Below are 21,982 nucleotides of genomic sequence, written 5' to 3'. Positions count from 1 at the left end.
ATGACCTTACGCAAGTTTCGCAATTGGTTTTTTAGTCTTGTCGCGCTGCTGTTAATTCTGCTTGCGACCCTGAGTGCGCTGCTGGAAACCCAAACCGGCAGCCGCTGGGTGGTCACGCGTCTTGCGGCGCTGGCCGATGTCGCCCTTGGGCCTATGACGGGCAACTTGCGCACTGGCCTGGATATCGAAACGGTGGATTACCAGCAGGGCGAGGTGGAGTTTCACGCCGAGCAGGTCTCTTTTCGCTGGCGTCCTATCGACTTGCTTTACAGCGCGTTGATGATCGATTCCCTCAGCGCCCAGCGCATCAGCCTGAAACTACCCGTCGCTCCGGAGGAGCAACCCGCTGCCGCCCCTTTTAGCGCTTGGCCCAGCCTGCGGCTACCGGTGCGGGTGCAACTGCGCAATCTGGATCTGCGCCACATCAGCTTCCAGCAAGGTGAGCAGCCGCTGCAGTGGGAAAAGCTCAGTGGCGATTTAAGCTTGGGTACTTTTCACCTGCGCTACCGCGACCTGAGCCTGATTCACCGCGACTACCAACTGCGCCTGACCGGCCGCACCAGTCTGGATTACCCCTACGATTCCCATGCGGCGCTGAACTGGCAGTGGCAACAGCCCGCGCCCGACGCTAACACCGAGGGCTTACTTTATCGCGGCCTGAGCCAGCTGGAGGGCAGCTTGTTGCAGCTGCAGCTGGATAATCAACTTGACTCGCCAGTGCAGCTGAGCGCCCAGGCCTCGGGGGCTTTGGTCAACGAACAGCGCGAGTTGGATCTTGCACCCGCCTTAAAATTGGTGCTGGAGTGGCCCGCCCAAACCCTGCCCGCCGCCTGGTGGATGGCAGAGAAAACCGTGCCGGTAACACGCGGTCTGCTCAAGGCCGAGGGGAATTGGCAGGCCTATCGCGCGACTGTAGAGGGGGCGATCCAGCTGCCCGATGCCCCCGCGCTGGCGCTCAACAGCCAGGTAAATGGCAATCTGGATGGCCTGCAAATACAGAACCTGAGTATCCGCGAATTGGGTGAACGCCTGCAGGCTATCGCCACGAGCAGCTCGGCAGCGGCATCCAGTGCACCGGCCATGACCGATATAACAGCGGATGTCGCCCCGGATCCCGTCGCCAGTGCTAACACCCCTACAGTCAGTGATGAGGCTTCGCCCAACAGCGCGGCGCGTTTGAACATCACCGGTAGTGTCAACTGGTTGCCCGCGCTGGAGTGGCAGCTCGCGGTCGAAACCAAAGCCTTTAACCTCGCGGGTATCGTCGATAACTGGCCGAGCCACCTCAACGCCAGTTTTAGCACCAGCGGCAGCCTCAAGGAATCGCAGTGGCAGGCGGCGCTGCGCGACTTGCGCATCGAGGGTGAATTGCGCGGAGTGAATGTGCTCGGTAGCGGTGAATTGGCGGTGGATGGCAACAGCCTGCGCAGCGACGCGCTGGAGTTGATAGTCGGCGCCAACCAACTACAGCTTAAAGGTGAAGTGGGCAATGACATCAATCTGCAGTGGAATATCAATGCGCCGCTGTTGCAGCAAATCGATGAAAGTATCTCCGGCAGTGTGATCAGTAAAGGCGAGCTGCGCGGCGACCGCACCCATCCGCGTATCAGCCTCACCGCCAGCGCCAACAAATTCTCTTGGGGACGGCGCTATGCGCTGGAAAAACTGGAGTTGTCCCTCGCCCCGCAAGCGTCCCAGGCGGAGCCTTTGGTTGGGCCAGCGCTGGCGGCAGAAACACCGGCGGTGCAGGCATCCAGCGTCGCGCCGCCCTTGGCAAACCCTATCAACCTGCTTACGGGTGAGCTGCTGCAGGAGCGCTACCAGCTTAATTTTGTCGCTAACCGCGTGCAGTTGGCGCAGCAGTATTTTTCCAGCCTCACGCTAAAAGGTTCCGGCTCGGTGGCCAAACATCAGCTGCAGGCCATAGTGCGCAGCCCCAGTTTGGGCCGCGCGGATATTGGTGTGCAGGGGGAGTATGGCGATTACGCCTGGCAGGGCAGCCTGAACCAGCTGGCGGTGAAACTGACCAAAGTGCCGCGCTGGTGGCTCACCTCCAGCAAACCGATTCGGGTGAGTGCGACGGGGCTATTGTTGGGTGAGCAATGCCTGACTACCCGCACCAACCTCACTGCCGCTGTGGTGCGCGACACTGATATTGAGAACGAGCAGCTGCGCGCTGAGTGGCTGCCCAATCAATCGCCGCTACCGACAACCCCTTACGCCTGGCTGGTTAATCAACCGGCGCTGCCAGCCAGCACAATCGAAAAATACAACCTGCCGCGCCTGTGTATTGGGGGCGATTGGGCGAGCGCCACCGGTGCCAGTCTGGATGCCCAATTGGACGCCGTGCCCCTGCGCCAGTTTTTATCGCTGTTTAAAACCGAGGTCTATTTTGCCGGGGTGATGGATGGCAACCTCACGCTCAGGTCGCCCGATTTGTCCCTCGCCGGCACCAGCGCCAACTTTAATGTGACGACCCGCAACGCCGAGCTGCGCTACCAATACGCCGGTGGTGTGACCGATATTTACCCCTGGAAAGATTTTGCCCTGCGCGCGCAATTGCAAAACGCGCAACTGAGCGCCACCGCCGGGCTGGAGTGGGTGGGTTACGGGCGGATGGATCTGGACAGCCTGTTGGACTTGCAACAACAGGCCATCGAGCGAGCGCGCTTGCAGGTGAACTTCCACAATATTGCCCCGCTGGAAACCCTCTTGCCCTTTACCAATGACGTGAAAGGCCAGCTCAGCGCCGACCTGACTGCCGGTGGCAGTTTCAGCGCGCCCTATCTGCTGGGCGATATCAACCTGCGCAATGGCGGCGCCAACATGACGCGTCTGGGGTTGGACTTGCAGGGCATAGAGCTGAACCTCAATTCCACCCGCGCCGGCGTTATCAGCCTGGTCAGTCAGGTGCAGTCGGGTGATGGACGGATGACGTTGGTGGGCGATCTCAACGGTTTTGGCACCGCCAACTGGCGCGCCCAGGCGTTTATTAATGGCACGGATTTCCGCGTGGTATCCCTGCCGCAACTCAAGGCCAATCTGTCGCCCGATATCAAAGTCACCGCCGATGCCAGCGCTATGCACCTCACCGGCGACGCGGTGATTCCCTGGGCGCGCGCCAATATCAAAAGCCTGCCGCCCTCGGCGACCCAGGTGTCCTCCGACGTCGTGATCGTGGATGAGAAATTCCTGCAAGAGCAGTCGGTATCGCCCTTCAGCGTGTACAGCAACCTGAACTTATCCCTGGGTAAGGATGTGAGTTTCAAAGGCTTCGGCCTGAGCAGTAAACTCACAGGCCGTCTGAATTTGCTTAAGGAGGCCCATCGCCCCTTCTTTACCAACGGTTATGTGAGTGTGTCCGAAGGTAGCTATAAAGCCTATGGCCAAACCCTGACCATCGAGCGCGGCCGCCTCGCGTTTCAGGGCCCCTATGACAACCCCGGGTTGGATATTCGCGCCACCCGCCAAATCCGCGACAGCGACAGTACCAAAGTGGGCTTGGATATCGACGGCACCCTGCAGCGCCCGAAAGCCAAAGTTTTCTCCTCGCCCAGCCGCAGTGACAGCGAAGCGATGATGATGTTGCTCACCGGCAAACCTATCAAAGACGCCTCCGATGCCGACGCCTCGCTGCTGCTCAGCGCCATGAGCGGCTTGGGCATGGATTCGGGCGGCTCCATCACCGCCGAGATCAACCGCTTCTTCCGCGTCGATCAGCTGGAAGTGAAATCCGATGACGGCATCGACCAGAGCCAATTGTGGGTGGGCAAATACTTGACCCCTAAACTGTTGGTGCGCTACGTGGTGGGTATTTTTGATCAGGCGTTCAGCTTTGGCATTGAATACCAACTCACCGACAGCTTCCGCATTGAGGCGGAGTCCGGCGAAACCAAAACCGTGGATCTGATTTATAAAATCGAACGCTAAGCAGCTCGCGTCACGGCTCGCGGCGTAAATTAGCGCAAACCTCGTGGCATAACCGGCTGTCATCGGTTACATATTGTCTCTCCAACAATAACCAAAGAGACATAACTATGCATACCGCACTTACCCTCCCGCGCCTGCTACTGGCCGCCTTGGCATTTGCCTTCAGCGGCTTGGTGCAGGCCGACAACGCCTGGGAAACCGCCAGCGGCTGGTGGAATGCCAGCGATGTTCCCGCGTTTGATAAAACCAAAGTCAGCCGTCAGCTCCCGCTGATCAAAGTGGACGGCAATCGTTTTGTGGATGAGCAGGGCAAGACTCTGGTGTTTCGCGGCGTCAATATTTCCGACCCCGACAAAATCGCCAAGGACAAACGCTTCACCAAAAAACACTTTGAAGTGATTCGCAGCTGGGGCGCCAACGTGGTGCGTGTGCCAGTGCACCCGCGCGCATGGAAAGAGCGCGGCGTAAAAGGCTATTTAGAGCTGCTGGATCAGGTAGTGGCCTGGAACAACGAACTGGGCATGTACACCATTATCGACTGGCACTCCATCGGCAACCTCAAATCTGAAATGTTCCAAAACAGTTCCTACCACACCACCAAAGGCGAAACCTTTGATTTCTGGCGCCGTGTTTCCGAGCGCTACAACGGCGTTAACTCCGTCGCCTTCTATGAGATTTTCAACGAGCCAACGGTATTCAATGGTCGTTTGGGGGTAGTGAGTTGGGCGGAGTGGAAAGCCATTAACGAAGAGGCCATCACCATCATTCAAGCCCACAACCGCAAAGCCATTGCACTGGTTGCCGGTTTTAACTGGGCCTATGACCTCAAAGAAGCGGCGGCCAACCCTATAGATCGCCAAAACATTGCCTATGTAAGTCACCCCTACCCACAAAAAGTCGGCGCGCCTTACCAAGCCAACTGGGAGCGCGACTTTGGTTTTATGGCCGATAAATACCCGGTATTCGCCACCGAGATCGGCTATCAACGCGCCACCGACAAAGGCGCCCACATCCCGGTTATCGACGAAGGCGGCTACGGCCCACGCATCACCGACTACTTCAACAGCAAAGGCATCAGCTGGGTGGCCTGGGTCTTTGACCCGGACTGGTCGCCCCAACTTTTCACCAGCTACGACAACTATGAACCCACCATGCAAGGCGAACATTTCCGCAAGGTGATGCTGAAGGACAACAAATAGAGATAGATGAGTCACTAAACTGCGCCACCATTTTGGCGCAGTTTGGGTGAAGTGTGGCGCAGTTTGGGTGAAAAGTGGCGCGATTAAGAGATAAAACTGGCGCAGTTTGTATAACTGCGCCAGAATGACGCCAAATAGGGTCAAACGGCGCCAGTAGCATGAAAAATATCGACTCATTACTCCACAGCATCCAGTCCAGCAGTGGCCTTGCCCTGAATGAACTGCTCGAACAACATCCGAATATTCCTCGCAGAACGGCACAGCGATTAATCAGCGAATTAATGGCATCGGGCCGGGTTGTGGCGACAGGTAGGGGCCGTGCGCGTCGCTACTTCGCAATTGCAAACAGCGCGATAGCCACCCCGGCAGACAGTGATCACTTTCCGGATTACATTCCGCTGTCTACGGATAGCAGGGACATACTGGCCTATATCAACCAACCGCTTGCTGCGCGCAAACCCGTGGGTTACCAACAGGATTTTCTGGCCGCTTACGAACCCAACCACAGCTATTACCTTTCCCAATCCTTGCGCCTTCAGCTCCATAAAATGGGGCGGACGACGCAAAATCAGGCGCCCGCTGGCACCTACAGCCGCGCCATACTTAATCGCCTGTTAATTGATTTGTCCTGGGCTTCCAGTCATTTGGAAGGCAATACCTATTCACGACTGGACACCGTCGAATTGATTGAGCAAGGCAAGGTTGCCCAAGGTAAAGCGGTACTCGAAACACAGATGATCCTGAATCACAAAGCTGCCATTGAATTGCTCGTTGAAAATAGTGAAAGCGCCGGGTTTAATCATTACACACTGATGAATTTGCACAGTGCGCTCGCCGAAAACCTGCTGCCCAACCCTGCTGATGAAGGTCGGATCAGAATGCACGCGGTAGATATCAGTAAAAGTGTGTACCGCCCTTTATCCACCCCCCAGCAGATACAAACCGCACTCGACATGCTGTTGGCAAAATCCAACACAATACAGGATCCCTTTGAGCAATCATTTTTTATGATGGTGCATTTGCCTTATTTGCAACCTTTTGCCGATATCAACAAGCGCACCTCCAGACTGACCGCCAACCTGCCGTTATTCCGCGCCAACCTGTGCCCGCTGACATTCTTGGATGTGCCCGAACAGGCTTATAGCTGTGCCACTCTCGGTGTTTACGAACTCACCCGGGTGGAACTATTACGCGACCTTTATGTATGGGCCTACGAACGCTCTACCCAGGAATATCTGGCGATTAAACAAGGCTTGGCAGAACCCGATCCAGCCAGGTTGATATGGCGTGAATTGATCAAAACGACAATCAAGGATGTAGTCACTCACCCCGAAGCAGATGCAATGACAACAATCAGCGATGCCGTTGCAAGGCAGGTCCCCGACGCTGAACGCGCCAATGTGCAAGCACTGATTATCGAAGAGCTGCGCCGCCTGCACGAAGGCGTATTAGCCCGCTACGGCCTGCGGCCTTCTGAATTCAAGGTATGGGAACAAGCACAGAGGGAATAGTTGTTGTTTGTGTTTGCATCAAAAATGATGCAAGGCTGAATCTTATTTGATTCGGTGAGATTACAAACCATGCGTAACACCATGACAATAGAGGGTGCCCTCTACAACAAAGCGCTCGAATTGGCTGATCCGAATACAAATAAAAATGATATTTTTCGTGAGGCCATCAAAACCTTCGTTCACGTTCAGGCCGTTAAACGCCTTGTGGCGCTGGGCGGTACAGCACCCGTTTTGCAAGCCATTCCGCGTCATCGGGATGAGGTGGAACAAGCTGAAGGTACTGAAAATTGAAGCGTAATAGCTAAGCCTACTTGTAGTCTATGCTGAGCTCACCCTACTGCTAACACGAACAGCTCCAGCTGATCTGATTGCATCTCGGCATCAGTACCCAAGCAAATCACTTGGCAGCAATTTGTATACTCTGGTGCGGAGAGTGCTTCTTCAGCACCAGCGTAATTCACCCATGAGTTGTGTTCTGCCGCTACCAAACGAACGAGCAGTCCGGTAATTTTTTCTACTGTAAGATTTTGCTTACTAAAATCTTGCAGTGCATTCTCTACTGCAAGCTGATAATTTTTCTGCAAGGTATTCACGGGTTGAATACTGATCAAACCCAATGTTGATCCAATCAAAACCGCATTCAGGTCTGAAATATCCACACATACCGGTTCCTTCACTTCAATCATTCGCGCCAGCTGACAAACAAAACGTACCAACTGGTTGTGGTTTATGTTTGCGATAGGGATAAATGTGGTGATGTTTTTTCCATCAATATTTTCCGGAATTTTTTTCTTCACAAAAACAATACAGCGGATGCTGTTATCGGCACTCCAACTTATAACATGTTCAAGTTCATCAACTGCGCCGTGCTCCTCTGCATCAACAATAACCAAGAGCAAAAGCATTTCATCTATGTCTTGAGCGTTAAACGCAAGAAACTCAAAATTCCGAAGCCGATTCTCATGTGCTATGCATTGCGAAGCTATATTTCTACCAAAATCACCTATTCTAAAAATGTAAGTTGACCATTCGAGAGTTTCATTATCTGGCATTTTTTTGCGCACTTATGTTGTGAGTGTAATTACTATTGATTTTTTGCGAGTGTGATGGTCGAGAAATCTATACCGTCGATATCTATGTCGATTTTTACGATATTAGAGTTTGGCCGGCGAAAATAACCGCCTTTAGTATCAACCCATGCCGCACCATTGTAATAAATACTCGCTTCTTCAGGGTCAATAATAATAAACCGTCCGTCTTTCCCCTCATCTTTTATAACAATTATCCAGTGGAAATTTTTATCTTTTATAGTTTCATCTGTATTTACGCCAACTATATAAACTCCGTTTAAGTCGCTCCAGGACTTAAAGCCGACAGTTTCTGCATCAGTATTAAAATTTTTAAGAGCCTTAACTAGGTCGGGGCAGTGTGTATAAAACCCACTTTCATCGTCAGTGGATATTTTTGTAATTTCTTTTTCGGTGAAAATAACCCGTTTAACGTCTGCTGTGGTTTTTCCTGTCAGCATAGCTACACAAGCTAAGCCACATTCGTTAGGTTTTTGTTCGATTAAACGAATTTTCATAAATTTAATGCTCATGAATTTATATAGATCAATATTTATGTCATAAATTGCGCTTAGTCAAAGCGCAGGCTATTAAAAAGTTAATGATCTTTCCTGTCTTTTTCGCGTTGTAGTTCGGAATAATATCCATAAACCAGCTTCGCTATAACAATTAACCCGATAAGGGCGAGAATCGTTTTTAACATGGTTAGTCCTCGGTTTTGTTCTGAAAAAATCCCGCCAAACGCGCCTTTATAATTTCGGTTGTGCTGGCTGGTTGCTGGGCAATGTTTTTGTTGTCACATACGGGGCAATGATCAAACCAATTAAACCCCAGCATCAAAACATCACTAGCCGGAATCGTCGTGCGCTGCCATTTGCAGGCAGGGCAGGTGAATGTTTGGGGTGGTAGAGGGATTGGCATGAGGTGGCTCTGTAGCTATTGGTGTGAGAGCATTATGCGAGATTGATGCGACAGCTTGTGTTGCATCGATTTTCTGGCACGTATGTGAGCAGTGTAATTCCTTGTAAGGATAGTTTTCTCGCATCACCCGAGCGATAAACAAAGGATGCACCGACAAGGAATGAGTATGAATAGTTATTTCGTTACTCAAATAATGTCCTGATTAATTTTCACTCACAACAAGCCTTACCTGTACACGCCTATTACTCGCATCTTCAGGAGGAATATCTTTTAATGGTTGTGAATCGCCATAACCAGCAACAATAATTCGCTTCGAAAGGCTAGAGCCTAAATTAGTTACAAATAACTTTCTTGTTTCACGTGCTCTCGCAGCAGAAAGAGTGTAATTATCGTCATAGACTGTACAGAATTTTTTAAAATCAGTTACCGGTGAAGACACAGGAACATTGTCAGTGTGCCCCTCAACAAATACTCTGCCGGTAGGGAAGTCAGTAAGGAAACTTTTTAGCCTCACGGACAATGCAAGAATTGCTTCCTCAGCATTACTCGTTAAACATGCGCTTCCCCGAGAAAAAACGCCATCACGCAGCGTAAGCTCTGATGCTGCAGAATCAACACTAATCAAAGCTCCGAGTCCATTTGATTTAAACTCATTCTCCATGCTGATTAGCAAATTAGCTACTTTTTGCTGACGAGTGCTCTCAACCATTTCATCTTTCTCGCGCGCAAGTTGCTCCGCTGAAAGCCTTTGTAAAAATGAAACGACTAAAAGGAGCATGACTACTGCCACCACACCCGCCATTAAATCAGCGATTGAAACCCATTCATTGGACTTGGTTTTCATTCGGTTACTTCCGCTTGCAGTTCATAGTTAGAAGCTAAATCATAAATTTTTACGAGCACATTCTGAACCTCTGACAGATTATTGCGGATCGTTTCTATATTGTCGGACGAAACTTCTCGCATCACTTTAGCTAAATCTTCAGAAGATCTAACAAACTCGTCAATTGAGGATATTTTAGTATCTATAATTTTATTTGAATTGTTATGATCTATTAGTCTCTCTGAAAATTCAGATATAGATTTAAGGGAGGCAGAGATATTATCATTAGAATTACTAATCTCATTAGATAGAGCGCTGATTTTAACTGAGTTTGACGAGACAGCCCCTAATGATTGGTCTAGCTTATTGAAAAGATATTGAAGATTCGTATTCAATATTTTTGTTTTCTCCATAAGATCTTCGCTAATATATTTGAACTCATTAAGTGATTTGTCCTGCCGCTTGCCTGTAGCTTGGCTCTCCTCATTAAACTTTTCGAGAAAACCTTTCAAGTCGGCATTCATAACCTCTACGGCATTAGAGAAATTTTCCATGTTTGAATTAAAGTTTCTATCCATGGCGCTAAGAGATCTGGAGATTTCATTGCTCAAATCAACAAGGACACTTTTTACACCTTGATCAAAATCTGTAATAACTTCTGAAAATCTGGTGTTTGATCTTTCATTTTTATCCGCTGCATCACTCATGAGCTCTGCCGAAACTCCCATCTCTTTAATGCATTGAGGCAAAATCGACATGCTATGTGTCAAATCTTTAGATTCATTTAATACTTCGTTGACTACATCTAATATGGAAGAAGAAATGGCGTGTGACTTGTAATTCGCTTTCTCAATCACTGATACGCACGATTTAATACTTTCAGGAAGCATTAAAATTCCAGATACTAAAGATTTGGTTTCCATATGAATTTCATTTTGAATTTCAAGCGCTTTTGTGGAGATGGATTGATGCAGTTTATGATGCTCAATTAGTTCGTTAGTTTTTGAGCCAAGCTCACTGATGGACTTCAATGTCATATCTGATAAGGCATTAGATTTATTGGTCATGTTTTGTATCGCTGCAATACCATGATTAAAGGTGGTTACAAACGAAGCAGTGTTTCTATCTACTGCATTAACAAGCGATGCCTGCATTGAATCGAATCGTTTATTTGATTGCTCCTTTTTCGCATCCAATTGTTCTTTAATCATCTTGATGCACCATCTGAGCCGAGCATCATCTCTTTTGAACAAAGAGAATATAATTTGAAGACTTAAATAAGCGATGATCCCCCAAGTCGATGTTTTGAATTTTGCCCCAAGACCCGCCATCATGCCCATCAACTCATCTGTTTTGTGATGTACATCGTTGCCTGCACCAGCCAAAAGTTCAGAAGCTGAATCAAGTGCTATACCAATACCTATAAAAGTTCCAAGCAAACCAATAACTAATAATATCCCTGGCGCCACTTCTGCCCATTTTTCAGATTTTGTGGCAACCGCATCGCTGATATCGTGCACTGATCCATGATCTGCAACCAAGTCATCAGATGTGTCATCCTCTGTGTGTGAGATCCAATTTTTTTGCCAATTTTTTTCTGTTGCATTTGCTAAGTAAAATAAGACTGTAACTATAAAAAAACTTGAAATAACACTAAAAAAAGCCATCTGCAGTGGCACGCTAGTGTCAGGTAATATAAAGGTAATCACGTCAACGCTCATATCTATACCTCAACAGAAACAAGCTGTTCGGCTCTTTCTTTGCTCTTTAATTTAAAAATATTGGCAAAATCAACTACCAGAAATTTTCCCTCGGTACTCAAATCATTCCAGTCGATCCCATTTTTCATGGCATTAATAATGGTCTGTGCGACATCAATCGCCCCATCTAACAAATAGGCGCTTTCCCCCTCAAAAAATTCATCTCCGGAAATAACCATTAAAAACCCTTCACTGGCGTAAATATAATTCTCTGTGCTTTGTATCTTGGATTGCAATTCTTCCAACTTTTTTCTATCAATAGGAATACTTTTTTCTATTTGATAAAGTATATCCATATCCTCCTTTTCAAGTTCGTCACCGTTCTCAAGGTCACGTTTGAATCTGCGCAGCAGAACTTCATCTTTAGATAGTTTACTGATTAGCGCATCATAATCTAATTTTTTTTGATTAAGGGAAATCAACCAGCTATTAACTAGCTCCTCCATTACTAACGCTTGAATATTTTTATTAAACACTTGCTGAGTTAAATTGCTTAATCTTGATAAATCAGCTTCGGCAAGAGTTGGATTTAACTTTAGTAATTCTTTTCCTGCCTTAACAATGAATTCTTCATCGCAATTTTCAACGTATTGGTATTCTTCCATTCTTAACTTAGCGTCCATTTTCTTCAATAGTTTTCGAACCACAGAAAGTCGAGCATAATGATCAAAACTTTTGATCAAGTCAGAGTCAAAAAGTGCATCAATCTCAGAGGATAAGAGATCAAAGTCTACAATCAACTTTAAAGCTCCGGCGGTCGCTCTGTCCTCTTTTTCAACTATAAGGTCCATAGCTTTGTCTAAATTTTCACTGTGCTCTGCTGCTTCACAAAACTCTTCAGTGGAGGTAAATTTGTCTTTAAGATTCTTGCAGCGCTCAATAACCCAACGAATTGAAATTTCAATCTTTTTCAAAATCGGAGAGTTCTCTAGCGCCATTAGCCCCGCGAGAATTTTTATCCCTGCCTTGACACCTATTTTAACAAATGGCCAAGGTATGAGATCTGCGGCACGATCTAACCATAATATAGATTTCTCCAAGTAAGGCTTGGCGGCCGAATAGACATTTTTGACACTATCAATAACCTTTTCGCCATTATCTGCAACCCAAGCAACCGCTTTTTTGGCAAGATCGGAAGCTGTTTGTGCAACAGTCTTTACCACACTTACCGCTGAATCTACGATACTAGAAAACCAACCCATAACCCTTACTCCTGTATTGTTTCTATATTTAATAATTTTTTAAAATCATCCGCATTTTCTTTAGATATGGCAGTTTTATGCGATGACACATAATTTTTTTTAGCAGCGTTAATTTCCTCAGCAGCATTAATACAATGCTGGATATTAAGAACTGGCTCCAAACCATTTTCGCTAGCTTCAATAAGACACTTCGGTAAGGCTAATCTCATGCAATTACGTATTTCCCGTCCTGAGAACCCCTCAGAAACTTGAGCGGCAAGTTCTAAAAACTCTTGCCTTGTTGAATTAATAGGAATTTGATCAATTAGAAATCTATCAAATATCGCTTTCCTCCCCAAAAAGTCAGGAAGTGAAAACTCAATACTATGAGATATTCTGCTATGAAAAGCGCTGTCATAATTTTTTATAAAATTGGTAGCAAAAACCACAATGCCATCAAATTTCTCTAACTCGACCAGCATGGTTGATCGCATTGAATTAACTTCATTATCAACACCTTGCGTAACAGAAGAAAGTCGTTTTCCCAACAGGGTATCGGCCTCGTCAAAGAATAATACAGACGCTGTTGCGGCGGCCTTTTCAAAAAGCGAACTAATGTTTTTTGCGGTCTCCCCCATGAATTTGCTTTCAATATCCGCAATGCCGACCTTAATAATCGACATGCTTAACGTGCCTGCGAGAGCATCAGCAGCCATTGTTTTGCCTGTTCCAGGAGGCCCATAAAAATTCAGGATAACCGCCCGTCCTGTTGGGTCGACAGATGCAAAATTCCAATCAATATAGATTTTTTTATGGAATTTAACTTTGGCTAATACTTCATCAAATTTAATCCTTGATGAGTCATTTAATATTAGATCTTTCTCCAGCCGTAAATGTGTATTCTGAATTTCAATTTTCTTGCTGAATTCACTACTGCTCATTAAGTATCTCCCGACTCATGCAATAAATTTTGAAAAGCGTGAACCCTGTGGAAGCTAATACAATCACTATTAATAATGCAGTCGCGGCATAAGTTACGACCCCTTTCATGTCAGCTACTACAAGCTGTCTCTGTCTATCCATTTCCGCAGATAATTGTTTTATCGTTTCTTGTACTTCAAAGCTCGTCTTGTTTAACGCGATTTCAATTTCTGCAATGCTTCGATCAAGCGCTTTATCCACCATAGGTTCAACTTTTTCATCCAATACTTTATTTATAGTGGCTTCAACTTGAGCTAATTCTTTTGTCCAATCTGTATTGATTAATGCCATGGTCGGCTAACTCCAATCACTTATTGTTTTTAATGTCTGCGTAGTTATAACAACCCCCTGCGACATCTTGCGTCGCTAGTCTGCTGATAAAAGTTTTGCATATCCGCCACCGCTTCCCGAATTTGTTCTACCCACACCTGCGGTGCATACACGCGGATGCGATTGTTTAAACCGAATATCCACCATAGGGTTTCTTGTTCGAGCGGTACGGTTGCTGTTAAACGAAACCAATCGCTGTCGGGCAGGGCGGTGAGTTGTTGTTGCGGGCTGAGCGGGGTTTCGTTTAGTAGCCAGGCTTGTTGCGGGTGTATGTCGGCAATCAGTTCTACGGTTTCGGGGTGTTGGCGTAAGGCAAAGGCGCCGTTGGCGATGTAGTTATCCAAATTAAAATCGGGCGGTTGTTGTGCGGGTGTTTCCAAACGCTGGGCGCTGTCAATGCGATGCAGGGCAAAGTGGCGCGGGTCGCTGTAATCGCCAACCGTGGCGATAAGGTAGGTGATGGTGGTGCGTGCAACTAATGCGATGGGGTTGAGTTGTAGTTGTTTCTTTTCGCCTTTGGTGCGACTTAAATAACTCACCTGCAATTGTTGTTGGCTGAGTAGCGCTTCGGTGACTTGTTGCCATATGTCCGGGTTGATTGCGGCGGGCACTAAGGTTTTGCCGTTGGGAATGGTGCGGACTCTGTCGGCCCAGTTTGCCAGTTTGTTGTGTTGTAAATGATTGAGATGTTGCTTGGCCGCGCTAAATAAGGGATCTATTTCATCGATAACGGATTGCGGTAACAGGCTGCGCACTTGGGGTGCTGCCATATACAACGCCAGAGCGGCTGGGGTATCCAGATCCTGCAACTTGAGGTTGGCGTTCAGGCTCCATTGGTAGGGTTTTTCCGTGTCATCACAGAGCACCGGGAATGCGTGGGACAGACGTTCCAGATCGCGCTGCAAGGTGCGTGCGTCTATGTGATGACCGCGTGCGCTGAGTTTTTCATACAGGCTGGTGGTGCTGATCCGTTTTGGTTGGTGCGGAATTAGCTGAACCAATGTAAGCAAACGGTTGATTGTGTCCTTGGGTGTAGACATGCGTGTTCCAGTGCGTCCTGTGGTGATCCTGTTGGCATTGTTGTCTTGGTGAAAATAAGTAATAGCCCTGTACTTATAGAATTTCCAGTTTTCTTGTTAGTTCTTTATGGAATAAAAAAGTGGAACTTTTGGATTTGCGTCACATTTTAAGGGCATAAATTTCCATCGTTTTGGTTGGTGCTGGGTTGGATTCCTCATCCAAATAGGGGGTGCGCTGTCGTGAGGTGCCACCTAAAATGGGTTATTACTCAATAAACCAGTGAACTCATCTATGTTGAACGCCGTTTCGATCTGTTTATCCCGTCGCCTTCAGTGGGCGATTGGGCTGTTAGTTATTGGCTTACTGGTGGGCTGTGGAGGTGATTCCAACCGTGCTTCGCCAGCGATTGCGCAAACACCTGATAACCGGCCGGTGTCGGTGGCGCAGCGGTGGAATGAGGTGGTGCTGGAGTCGATCCGCAAGGATCGGGTGCGACCGCCGGTGCAGGCGCGCAACCTGTTTCATATTGCCGCGGCCAGTTACGATGCCTGGGCGATTTATACCCCACCCAATTCCACTCAATCATTACCGGATACCTATCTTTTAGGCAAAAACCGTCACGATTTCAGCTGCCCCTTGCCACAGCGCCCCGCATTGACCGATGCGCAACCGGCGCGCGAGGAGGCGATCAGTTACGCGACTTATCAGCTGATTAAACACCGTTATCGCCAATCGCCCGGTTACGCGCATACCCTGGCTTTAGCTGAAGGGTTGATGCGCGAGTTGGGCTACGACCCGGCTTACGACGCCGTAGATCTAACCCCGCTAACCCCCGCAGCATTGGGCAATTACATCGCCCGTTGTTATATCGATTACGGCCTGCAGGATGGTTCCAATGAGGCGGGCTCCCACGCCAACCGCTACTATCAGCCGGTGAATCAGCCCATTGCCCCTTTTTTACCCGGCAACCCGACAATCGGCGATGTTGATCGCTGGCAGCCAATTACATTGGACGTATTTGTGGACCAGGGCGGCAATGTGATCAGCAATGGCGCGGCGAGTTTTGTCGGCGCCGAGTGGGGAAATACTTTGCCGTTTGCGCTGCAGGATAGGGATTTACAGCGCTACGAACGGGCGGGTAACCCCTATGCGGTATACCTTGATCCAGGGCAGCCGCCGAGTTTGAAGGATACTGACCCCGCCAATTATCAGTGGAGTTTTGCGTTAGTGGCCAAGTGGTCGGCACACCTTGATCCCGCCGATGGGGTGATGATCGATATCTCTCCAGCGAGTTTAGGCAACGCGGCGGAACTACCGCGTTTGTTTGGTGATCATCGCTACTTTTACGACGAACACAGCGGTGGTGCCTCCGAGCAGGGGTACAGGCTTAACCCCAAAACCGGTGCGCCCTACGCCCCGCAATGGGTGCCGCGTGGTGACTACACCCGGGTGCTGGCTGAGTTCTGGGCCGATGGCCCCAGTTCCGAAACCCCACCCGGTCATTGGTTCAAGATTTTTAACGGCATCAGTCAGGATGCGCGCCTGGCGAAACGCTTTCGCGGCCAAGGACAGTCATTGGGTAGCCTGGAGTGGGATGTGAAGGGTTATTTTGCACTTGGGGGTGCCATGCACGATGCTGCCATTGCGGCCTGGGGCGTGAAGGGTTGGTACGACTATGTGCGCCCCATTTCGGCGATTCGCGCCATGGCTGACCTGGGGCAGAGCAGCGATTCCACGCGCAATAATTACCACCCGCAGGGGATTCCGCTCGACCCGGGGTTTATCGAGATTGTGGAGTTTGGCGATTTACTCAGCGGTAATCGCAACCAGCATGTGGGCAAAATCAAGCTGCGCGCATGGCGTGGGCCTACGGCGATTAGCGATCCGGCCAGCGATACCGCCGGGGTGGGCTGGGTGTTGGCGGAAAACTGGTTTCCCTACCAGCGCCCCAGTTTTGTATCGCCGCCTTTTGGTGGCTATGTTTCCGGGCACTCCACCTTTTCCCGCGCTGCCGCGGAGGTGCTCACGGCCTTTACCGGCGATGCCTATTTTCCCGGCGGCTTGGGCGAATTCCCGGTGCGCCGCAATGAATATCTGGTGTTCGAAGAGGGGCCGAGTGTGGATTTGACCTTGCAGTGGGCGACCTATCGCGATGCCGCTGACCAGTGCAGCTTGTCGCGCATTTGGGGTGGTATTCACCCCCCCATGGATGACATGCCAGGGCGGCTGATGGGAGAGGTGATTGGGGTACGCGCGGTGGATGTTGCCGAGCGTTTTTTTGTGGGTAGTGCGGACTAAGCCTGATTTTGTAGCTTCCAAAAACAACAAACCCGCCAGCTGGCGGGTTTGTTGCAAAGGGCAAAACTGAATAATTAGTTCAGTGGGTTGCCAAAGCGTTTCAGGGTCAAACTATCCTCTTCTACGGTGACTGACAGCGTGTTGCCATCCAGTGAGGCAGTCACATCGCCATCCAGTGTGCAGGTTGTCTCCGGGAAGTCATCGGTAAAGTCCTGGGCTACGGTGGTGCTGAGCAGACCGGTTTCCGTATTCCAGGTGAAACTGCCGTTAGCCCAGCCGGTTTGACAGTTGGGATCGTCATTTTCAATTTTGGCATGGATAAAGGTGTTATCGCCGGTGAAGGTGAACCAGTCGCCTGCCTCACTCACCGCCCAAGCACCTGCCAGCGGCGCTGATTCAGAGGCGGTGATCTTGGTCAGTTCAAAAGTATCTTCACCTTCGGTCAGGGTCATGGTGGTGCCTGTAATAGTCAGGGTTTCAATTCCCGCCACACTACAGCTGTCTTGTGGATCAACGGCCGTAGTGTCCTCATCGATTTCGACAGAGAAAGCACCGCTGGTTGGGTTCCAGCTGTATTGGCCATAGGCAAAACCAACTTGGCAGTTAGGGTCTTCGTTACTGGTTTTCACTTGAGCGAAGGTGCCGTCCTTACGGAACATCACATAGTCGCCACCAATGACCCAGGCGCCGGCGATGGCGGGTTGGTAGTTAAATGCGGCCAACAGGTTGTCTTTGGCAACTCCATTGATCAGCAGTTCGCTGGTTTCCAGTACATCACCGGCGTTGGTTTTGTCGCCACGGCGGACAAAACCGTCATGTACTGCAAACAGTGCATAGCGTTCGTCCTCGTCAAAATCACCCTCAGCGCGCACGCTAGCGGGAATTTCAAAACCAATGGCATTGGCGGCATCGCCTTCCAGATTAGGTAGGGTCAACTGCGCCCAGGTGCCTGTGCCCAACAGGGTCTGGGTGTTATCGAACCAATTGTGCAAGTAGAACCTGGCGGTTTTGTTGGCATCATTCACTAATTGCACACCAATCACCTCGCCACTAGGCCAGTCGATGGCAATCAGTTTGGCGCCTGCGGTACCGGGAGCGAGGTCAGGTGAAGTAAGGCTGGCAATGGTTGTCAGTTCAGCACTGGATTGCGCAAATCCTTCCGCATTCCAGCCAATACTATTGACGGTTTCGCAGTTGCCGCCGTAGGCGGTGGGGGAATCATTCAGCTGGCCATCGCCATTTTTATCCCAGAGGCAAACAACACCGTTGCCAAAGTCATAGCCGGTGTTGTACCAAAGGCTATAGAGATCATTGATGCTCTGGATAGTGACGCGGTAACCCAGCGCCCCTTCAGCAAAGGTACTGGCTGGATTGATTTGCGAGACCAAGCCGCGAGTATCACCGTAGGCACCGAAGAAGGTCGATATAGTGCGGCCAGACAGGTCGATTACCTGGGTCGCCTTGGCGTTTGCACTGTTGGTGGGGGCATCGGCGGCACCGAAGTTGACTGAGCCGTCTTGGTTAAGGGCGGTGACCTGGAAAATGTCATCGGAGATGACCCAGCCAGTTGCGGTTAACACCACTTCACCGTCAAGTTCATATTCGGGTAGCGGTTGGAATTGATCGCCATCGTAATACCGCTCTTGTTCTGGTGTGTTGAGTGCGGAGAAACCGCCGTAATAAATCTCGCTGGGTTCGAAGGCTTCAAACCAGTAGACGCCGCCAGCTTGCATACCCGCTGCCAGGGTATTGGTTGCCGGATCTACCTGATCTTGAACATTGCTGGCTTCCACCTGAACAATATCGGTGACCTGTTGCTCTACTTGCGCAAGGGCTGCGGCAATGCTGGTTGCCCCTACAAAAACCTGGTCCTCCAATACATCGCTAATGGTTTGAATCAGGTTCTGCAGCACAGTCAACTGGGTGGGATCAGTCACGTCCAGGCCCAGGCTTTCAAAAGTGCCTTCACCGCCTAATGCATCCAGTTGTTCTACAAAGCTTTGATAAGCGGCGGTAGAGGCAAGGCTTACCTCCAGGTCTTCTCCAGTTGTCGGAGCAAACAATAGATCACTGTTAAATACATTGGCGCCTGGCTCAAATACGGTGATTGGACCATCGAGGTTGGCGATCACAATACAGTCCAGCTGCGGGTAGCCCGGTACTCTAATCGACCATGAGCCGTCGGGATTTTGGGTAGAGTTGGTTTCATCGAGCGGGATAGTGCGCACGACATTACCGGCCAGATCGACAACAACAACGGCCAGTTGGTTGAGGGGCAATGATTCTTCTTCGGCTTTATTAGCCGCAGCGGTACGGCCTGATTTAACCACGGTGCCGCCATCGAGCTGTGGCGGAGTGATGCGTACGGTAAAGGTGGTTTCCACCGCTGGAGCCGATGAGCTGCTATTCGAGGAGCTGGTGGCTACCAGGCTGCTTGTTGCGACGGAGCTAGCCTCGCTGGATGAGGCCGGGGTTGAACTGGGTGTTACGGAAGACGCTGGCGTAGAGCTGGCATCCATAGAGGAGCTGGTTTCGGTCGAGCTGGATGAGGACATAGCCACTGAGCTCGCGGCTACTGAACTGGGCGCCACGCTGCTGGCGGGAGCCGACGATTTATTACCGCCTCCACTTCCACCGCCACCGCAGGCAACGAGGCTGATAACCATGGCGGACAAAAGTCCTTGCTGAAAGCATTTATTCATAGATGCACCTTATCGTTAATTGAGAGGCATTTTTATACAGATTTATACAGATAATTTACGCGACACGATTCAGCAGAATAGCTCAAAAATACGGAGATTCAAGCGCCAGAACGACGCTGGCAAATGCAGATTTAGTGACCAGAAAGTGCTACCAACCCTCAAGTTGAGGGTTGGTAGAGGTGAGTTAGTGTTCGCTTGGCGGGAAAGGGGGGGAAGTAGCGCGATAGAAAGTGCAATGCGGTCAGTTACTTGCGTAAATCCTTCTGGAACAGGCGCTGTTTATCGCGCGCCCAGTCGCGCTCTTTTTCGGTTTCGCGTTTGTCGTGTTGTTGTTTGCCCTTGGCGATGGCAATTTCCAGTTTGATCAGATGGTCTTTCCAATAAAGTGCTGTAGGCACTACGGTATAGCCTTTTTGCTCCACGGCTTCCTGCAAACGGCTAATTTCGCGGCGATTGAGTAGCAGTTTACGGGTGCGGAAGGGGTCGGTCACAAAGTGGGTGGAGGCGGTTTGCAGGGGCTGGATTTGTGCCGCCAGCAGCCAGGCTTCGTCATTTTTGAAAATCACATAGCAGTCGGTAATGTTGCCTTTGCCGGCGCGCAGGCTTTTGACTTCCCAACCGGTGAGCGCGATACCCGCTTCAAAACGGTCGTGCAGTTCGTAGTCGAACTTGGCTTTTTTGTTGAGGGCAATGGTATTGCCTTGATTCTTTTGTGCTTTTTTGGCCATGACTGGACGCTACTTGAGTGAAGCAAAAACGGGCGGGCATTATGCCCTGCGGGGGAATCTGGGTACAATCACTTATCCGAGCGTTAATAATGACAATACTCCTGGGGGCGAGCCGGTGAAGCGACTCAAACAGCATGTGATTTGGGGCCAGCGCGGCAGTTTTATTCTGGCGGCGACCGGTTCGGCCGTGGGGTTGGGCAATATCTGGAAGTTCCCCTATATCACTGGCGAGAACGGTGGTGGCGCGTTTGTACTCATGTACCTCTGCTGTATTTTGCTGATTGGCGTGCCGATCATGATGGCGGAAATCCTCATGGGGCGCCGCGCTCGCGCCAACCCCATTCTCGCTACCGCCGAACTCTGCGAAACCGCCGGGGTGAGTAAGGGCTGGACGGTGATTGGTTGGATGGGCGCCCTGGCTGGCTTGGTAATCCTGTCGTTTTACACGGTAATTGCCGGTTGGACGCTGGAGTATTTAAGTCAGGCGCTCGATGGCCGCTTTGCCGGTTTAACGGGCGAGAGTTCCCAGCAGCTGTTTGACACTTTGCTCGCCAATAACGACCAGATGCTGTTGTGGCACACAGTGTTTACCGCCATGACGGTGGTGATTTTGGCGCTGGGGGTGTCGCGCGGGCTGGAATCCTCGGTGCGGCTGATGATGCCGCTGCTATTTGTATTGCTGCTGTGCCTGTTGGTCTACGCCATGAGGGAAGGTGAGTTTGCCACCTCGCTACGCTTTATGTTCAGTTTTAATCCGCAGGATATCTCCTGGGAGTCAGCCCTTATCGCCATGGGCCATTCGTTTTTTACCCTGAGTTTGGGCATGGGCGCGATAATGGCCTACGGCGCCTATATGCCCAGCAACCAATCCGTCGGCCAGACGGTGCTGGTGGTGGCACTGTTGGATACCCTGATCGCCCTGATTGCCGGGGTGGCCATTTTTGCGTTTGTATTTGCCACGCCGGGCATTTCGGCGGGCAGTGGGCCGGGGTTGATGTTTGTGACTCTGCCGGTGGCCTTCGGCAATATGAGTGCGGGGCTGGTGATAGGCTCGGTCTTTTTTGCGATGGTAATGCTCGCCGCCTGGACCTCCACTATCTCGCTATTGGAGCCGGGTGTGGCCTATCTGAATGAACGCTTTGGCCTGCATCGGGTGTTTGCCAGCTTGCTCCTGGGTTTCATTGCCTGGGCGCTGGGTTTGGGGTCGCTGTTGTCGTTTAACGATTGGGCCGACAAACCCTTCCTCTGGGGTAAAACCTGGTTCGACAGCATGGACTTTATCGCCACCAACATTATGCTGCCGCTCGGTGGTTTGCTGATCGCACTGTTTGTGGGCTGGAAACTGCGCGATGAACACCTGTTGCATGAATTGAAATACGAATCCAGCTGGCTATTGCGCTGGTGGCGGCCGATCTTGCGTTACATCTCGCCACTGGCAGTATTGATTGTGCTTATTAACGGCATCTTCCCGGTGCTGCGCGGCGTATTAGTGGAATAGGCTTTTTAGATGGGCAAGCATAAAAATAGGTAA

16 protein-coding genes are annotated in these 21,982 nt (G+C 50.1%); 6 read left to right on the top strand and 10 right to left on the bottom strand.

Going from position 1 to position 21,982, the window contains the following annotated elements; all coding sequences use genetic code 11:
* The 4 genes from NNX04_RS13130 (at position 1) to NNX04_RS13115 (ending at position 6,931) form a co-directional block, all read left to right on the top strand.
* Entirely contained in the window at positions 1–3,930 is a 3,930-nt protein-coding gene (locus tag NNX04_RS13130) for a translocation/assembly module TamB domain-containing protein (protein WP_261946061.1), read from the top strand.
* A 107-nt stretch (positions 3,931–4,037) separates the two neighbouring features.
* On the top strand, positions 4,038–5,129 hold the full coding sequence (locus NNX04_RS13125) for a glycoside hydrolase family 5 protein (protein WP_261946060.1): 1,092 nt from the start codon (positions 4,038–4,040) through the stop codon (positions 5,127–5,129).
* Positions 5,130–5,287: 158 nt separating this feature from the next.
* Positions 5,288–6,640 (top strand): Fic family protein, encoded by a 1,353-nt coding sequence (locus NNX04_RS13120; RefSeq protein WP_261946059.1) that lies wholly within the window; start codon positions 5,288–5,290, stop codon positions 6,638–6,640.
* A gap of 69 nt (positions 6,641–6,709) precedes the next feature.
* Entirely contained in the window at positions 6,710–6,931 is a 222-nt protein-coding gene (locus NNX04_RS13115) for a type II toxin-antitoxin system VapB family antitoxin (RefSeq protein WP_261946058.1), read from the top strand.
* Positions 6,932–6,969: 38 nt separating this feature from the next.
* On the opposite strand, the gene NNX04_RS13110 is transcribed toward NNX04_RS13115, so the two are convergent.
* The 8 genes from NNX04_RS13110 to NNX04_RS13075 all read right to left on the bottom strand — a co-directional run bounded on the left by NNX04_RS13110 (position 6,970) and on the right by NNX04_RS13075 (position 14,743).
* The gene (locus NNX04_RS13110) at positions 6,970–7,692 is read right to left on the bottom strand and encodes a hypothetical protein (RefSeq protein ID WP_261946057.1); all 723 of its coding nucleotides are present in this window, start codon (positions 7,690–7,692) and stop codon (positions 6,970–6,972) included.
* 32 nt (positions 7,693–7,724) lie between these two features.
* Positions 7,725–8,225, bottom strand: a complete 501-nt coding sequence (locus tag NNX04_RS13105; RefSeq protein ID WP_261946056.1) for a cysteine peptidase family C39 domain-containing protein — start codon at positions 8,223–8,225, stop codon at positions 7,725–7,727.
* A gap of 605 nt (positions 8,226–8,830) precedes the next feature.
* On the bottom strand, positions 8,831–9,472 hold the full coding sequence (locus NNX04_RS13100) for an OmpA/MotB family protein (RefSeq protein WP_261946055.1): 642 nt from the start codon (positions 9,470–9,472) through the stop codon (positions 8,831–8,833).
* Positions 9,469–11,172: a hypothetical protein gene (locus tag NNX04_RS13095; protein WP_261946054.1), complete on the bottom strand. Its 1,704-nt coding sequence runs from the start codon at positions 11,170–11,172 to the stop codon at positions 9,469–9,471. Before NNX04_RS13095 ends, NNX04_RS13100 begins: the two co-directional genes overlap by 4 nt.
* Positions 11,173–11,174: 2 nt before the next feature.
* Positions 11,175–12,413, bottom strand: a complete 1,239-nt coding sequence (locus tag NNX04_RS13090; protein ID WP_261946053.1) for a hypothetical protein — start codon at positions 12,411–12,413, stop codon at positions 11,175–11,177.
* Positions 12,414–12,418: 5 nt separating this feature from the next.
* The gene (locus NNX04_RS13085; RefSeq protein ID WP_261946052.1) at positions 12,419–13,333 is read right to left on the bottom strand and encodes an ATP-binding protein; all 915 of its coding nucleotides are present in this window, start codon (positions 13,331–13,333) and stop codon (positions 12,419–12,421) included.
* Entirely contained in the window at positions 13,323–13,664 is a 342-nt protein-coding gene (locus NNX04_RS13080) for a hypothetical protein (RefSeq protein ID WP_261946051.1), read from the bottom strand. Before NNX04_RS13080 ends, NNX04_RS13085 begins: the two co-directional genes overlap by 11 nt.
* A 44-nt stretch (positions 13,665–13,708) precedes the next feature.
* Positions 13,709–14,743 (bottom strand): helix-turn-helix transcriptional regulator, encoded by a 1,035-nt coding sequence (locus NNX04_RS13075; RefSeq protein ID WP_261946050.1) that lies wholly within the window; start codon positions 14,741–14,743, stop codon positions 13,709–13,711.
* Positions 14,744–15,014: 271 nt separating this feature from the next.
* Here NNX04_RS13075 and NNX04_RS13070 point away from each other — a divergent pair, with 271 nt between their 5' ends.
* Positions 15,015–17,021 carry a vanadium-dependent haloperoxidase gene (locus NNX04_RS13070; protein WP_261946049.1) on the top strand — a complete coding sequence of 669 codons (2,007 nt, stop codon included), beginning with the start codon at positions 15,015–15,017 and terminating at the stop codon, positions 17,019–17,021.
* A 74-nt stretch (positions 17,022–17,095) separates the two neighbouring features.
* Here NNX04_RS13070 and NNX04_RS13065 read toward each other — a convergent pair whose 3' ends face one another.
* Together NNX04_RS13065 and smpB are read right to left on the bottom strand one after the other, a co-directional pair.
* Positions 17,096–19,723 carry a hypothetical protein gene (locus NNX04_RS13065; protein ID WP_261946048.1) on the bottom strand — a complete coding sequence of 876 codons (2,628 nt, stop codon included), beginning with the start codon at positions 19,721–19,723 and terminating at the stop codon, positions 17,096–17,098.
* 245 nt (positions 19,724–19,968) lie between these two features.
* Positions 19,969–20,451: an SsrA-binding protein SmpB gene (gene smpB / locus NNX04_RS13060; protein WP_007639599.1), complete on the bottom strand. Its 483-nt coding sequence runs from the start codon at positions 20,449–20,451 to the stop codon at positions 19,969–19,971.
* Between smpB and NNX04_RS13055 the strand changes: the two genes are divergently transcribed.
* A complete protein-coding gene (locus NNX04_RS13055; protein WP_261946047.1) occupies positions 20,450–21,949 on the top strand; it encodes a sodium-dependent transporter in 1,500 nt (499 codons plus the stop codon). The two genes, smpB and NNX04_RS13055, sit on opposite strands and share 2 nt — an antisense overlap.
* Positions 21,950–21,982: the final 33 nt, after the last annotated feature.

Source organism: Cellvibrio sp. QJXJ (genome assembly GCF_024452345.1).
In the GTDB taxonomy this organism is placed as follows: Bacteria; Pseudomonadota; Gammaproteobacteria; order Pseudomonadales; family Cellvibrionaceae; genus Cellvibrio.
This window is presented reverse-complemented; position numbering and strand designations above follow the sequence as displayed.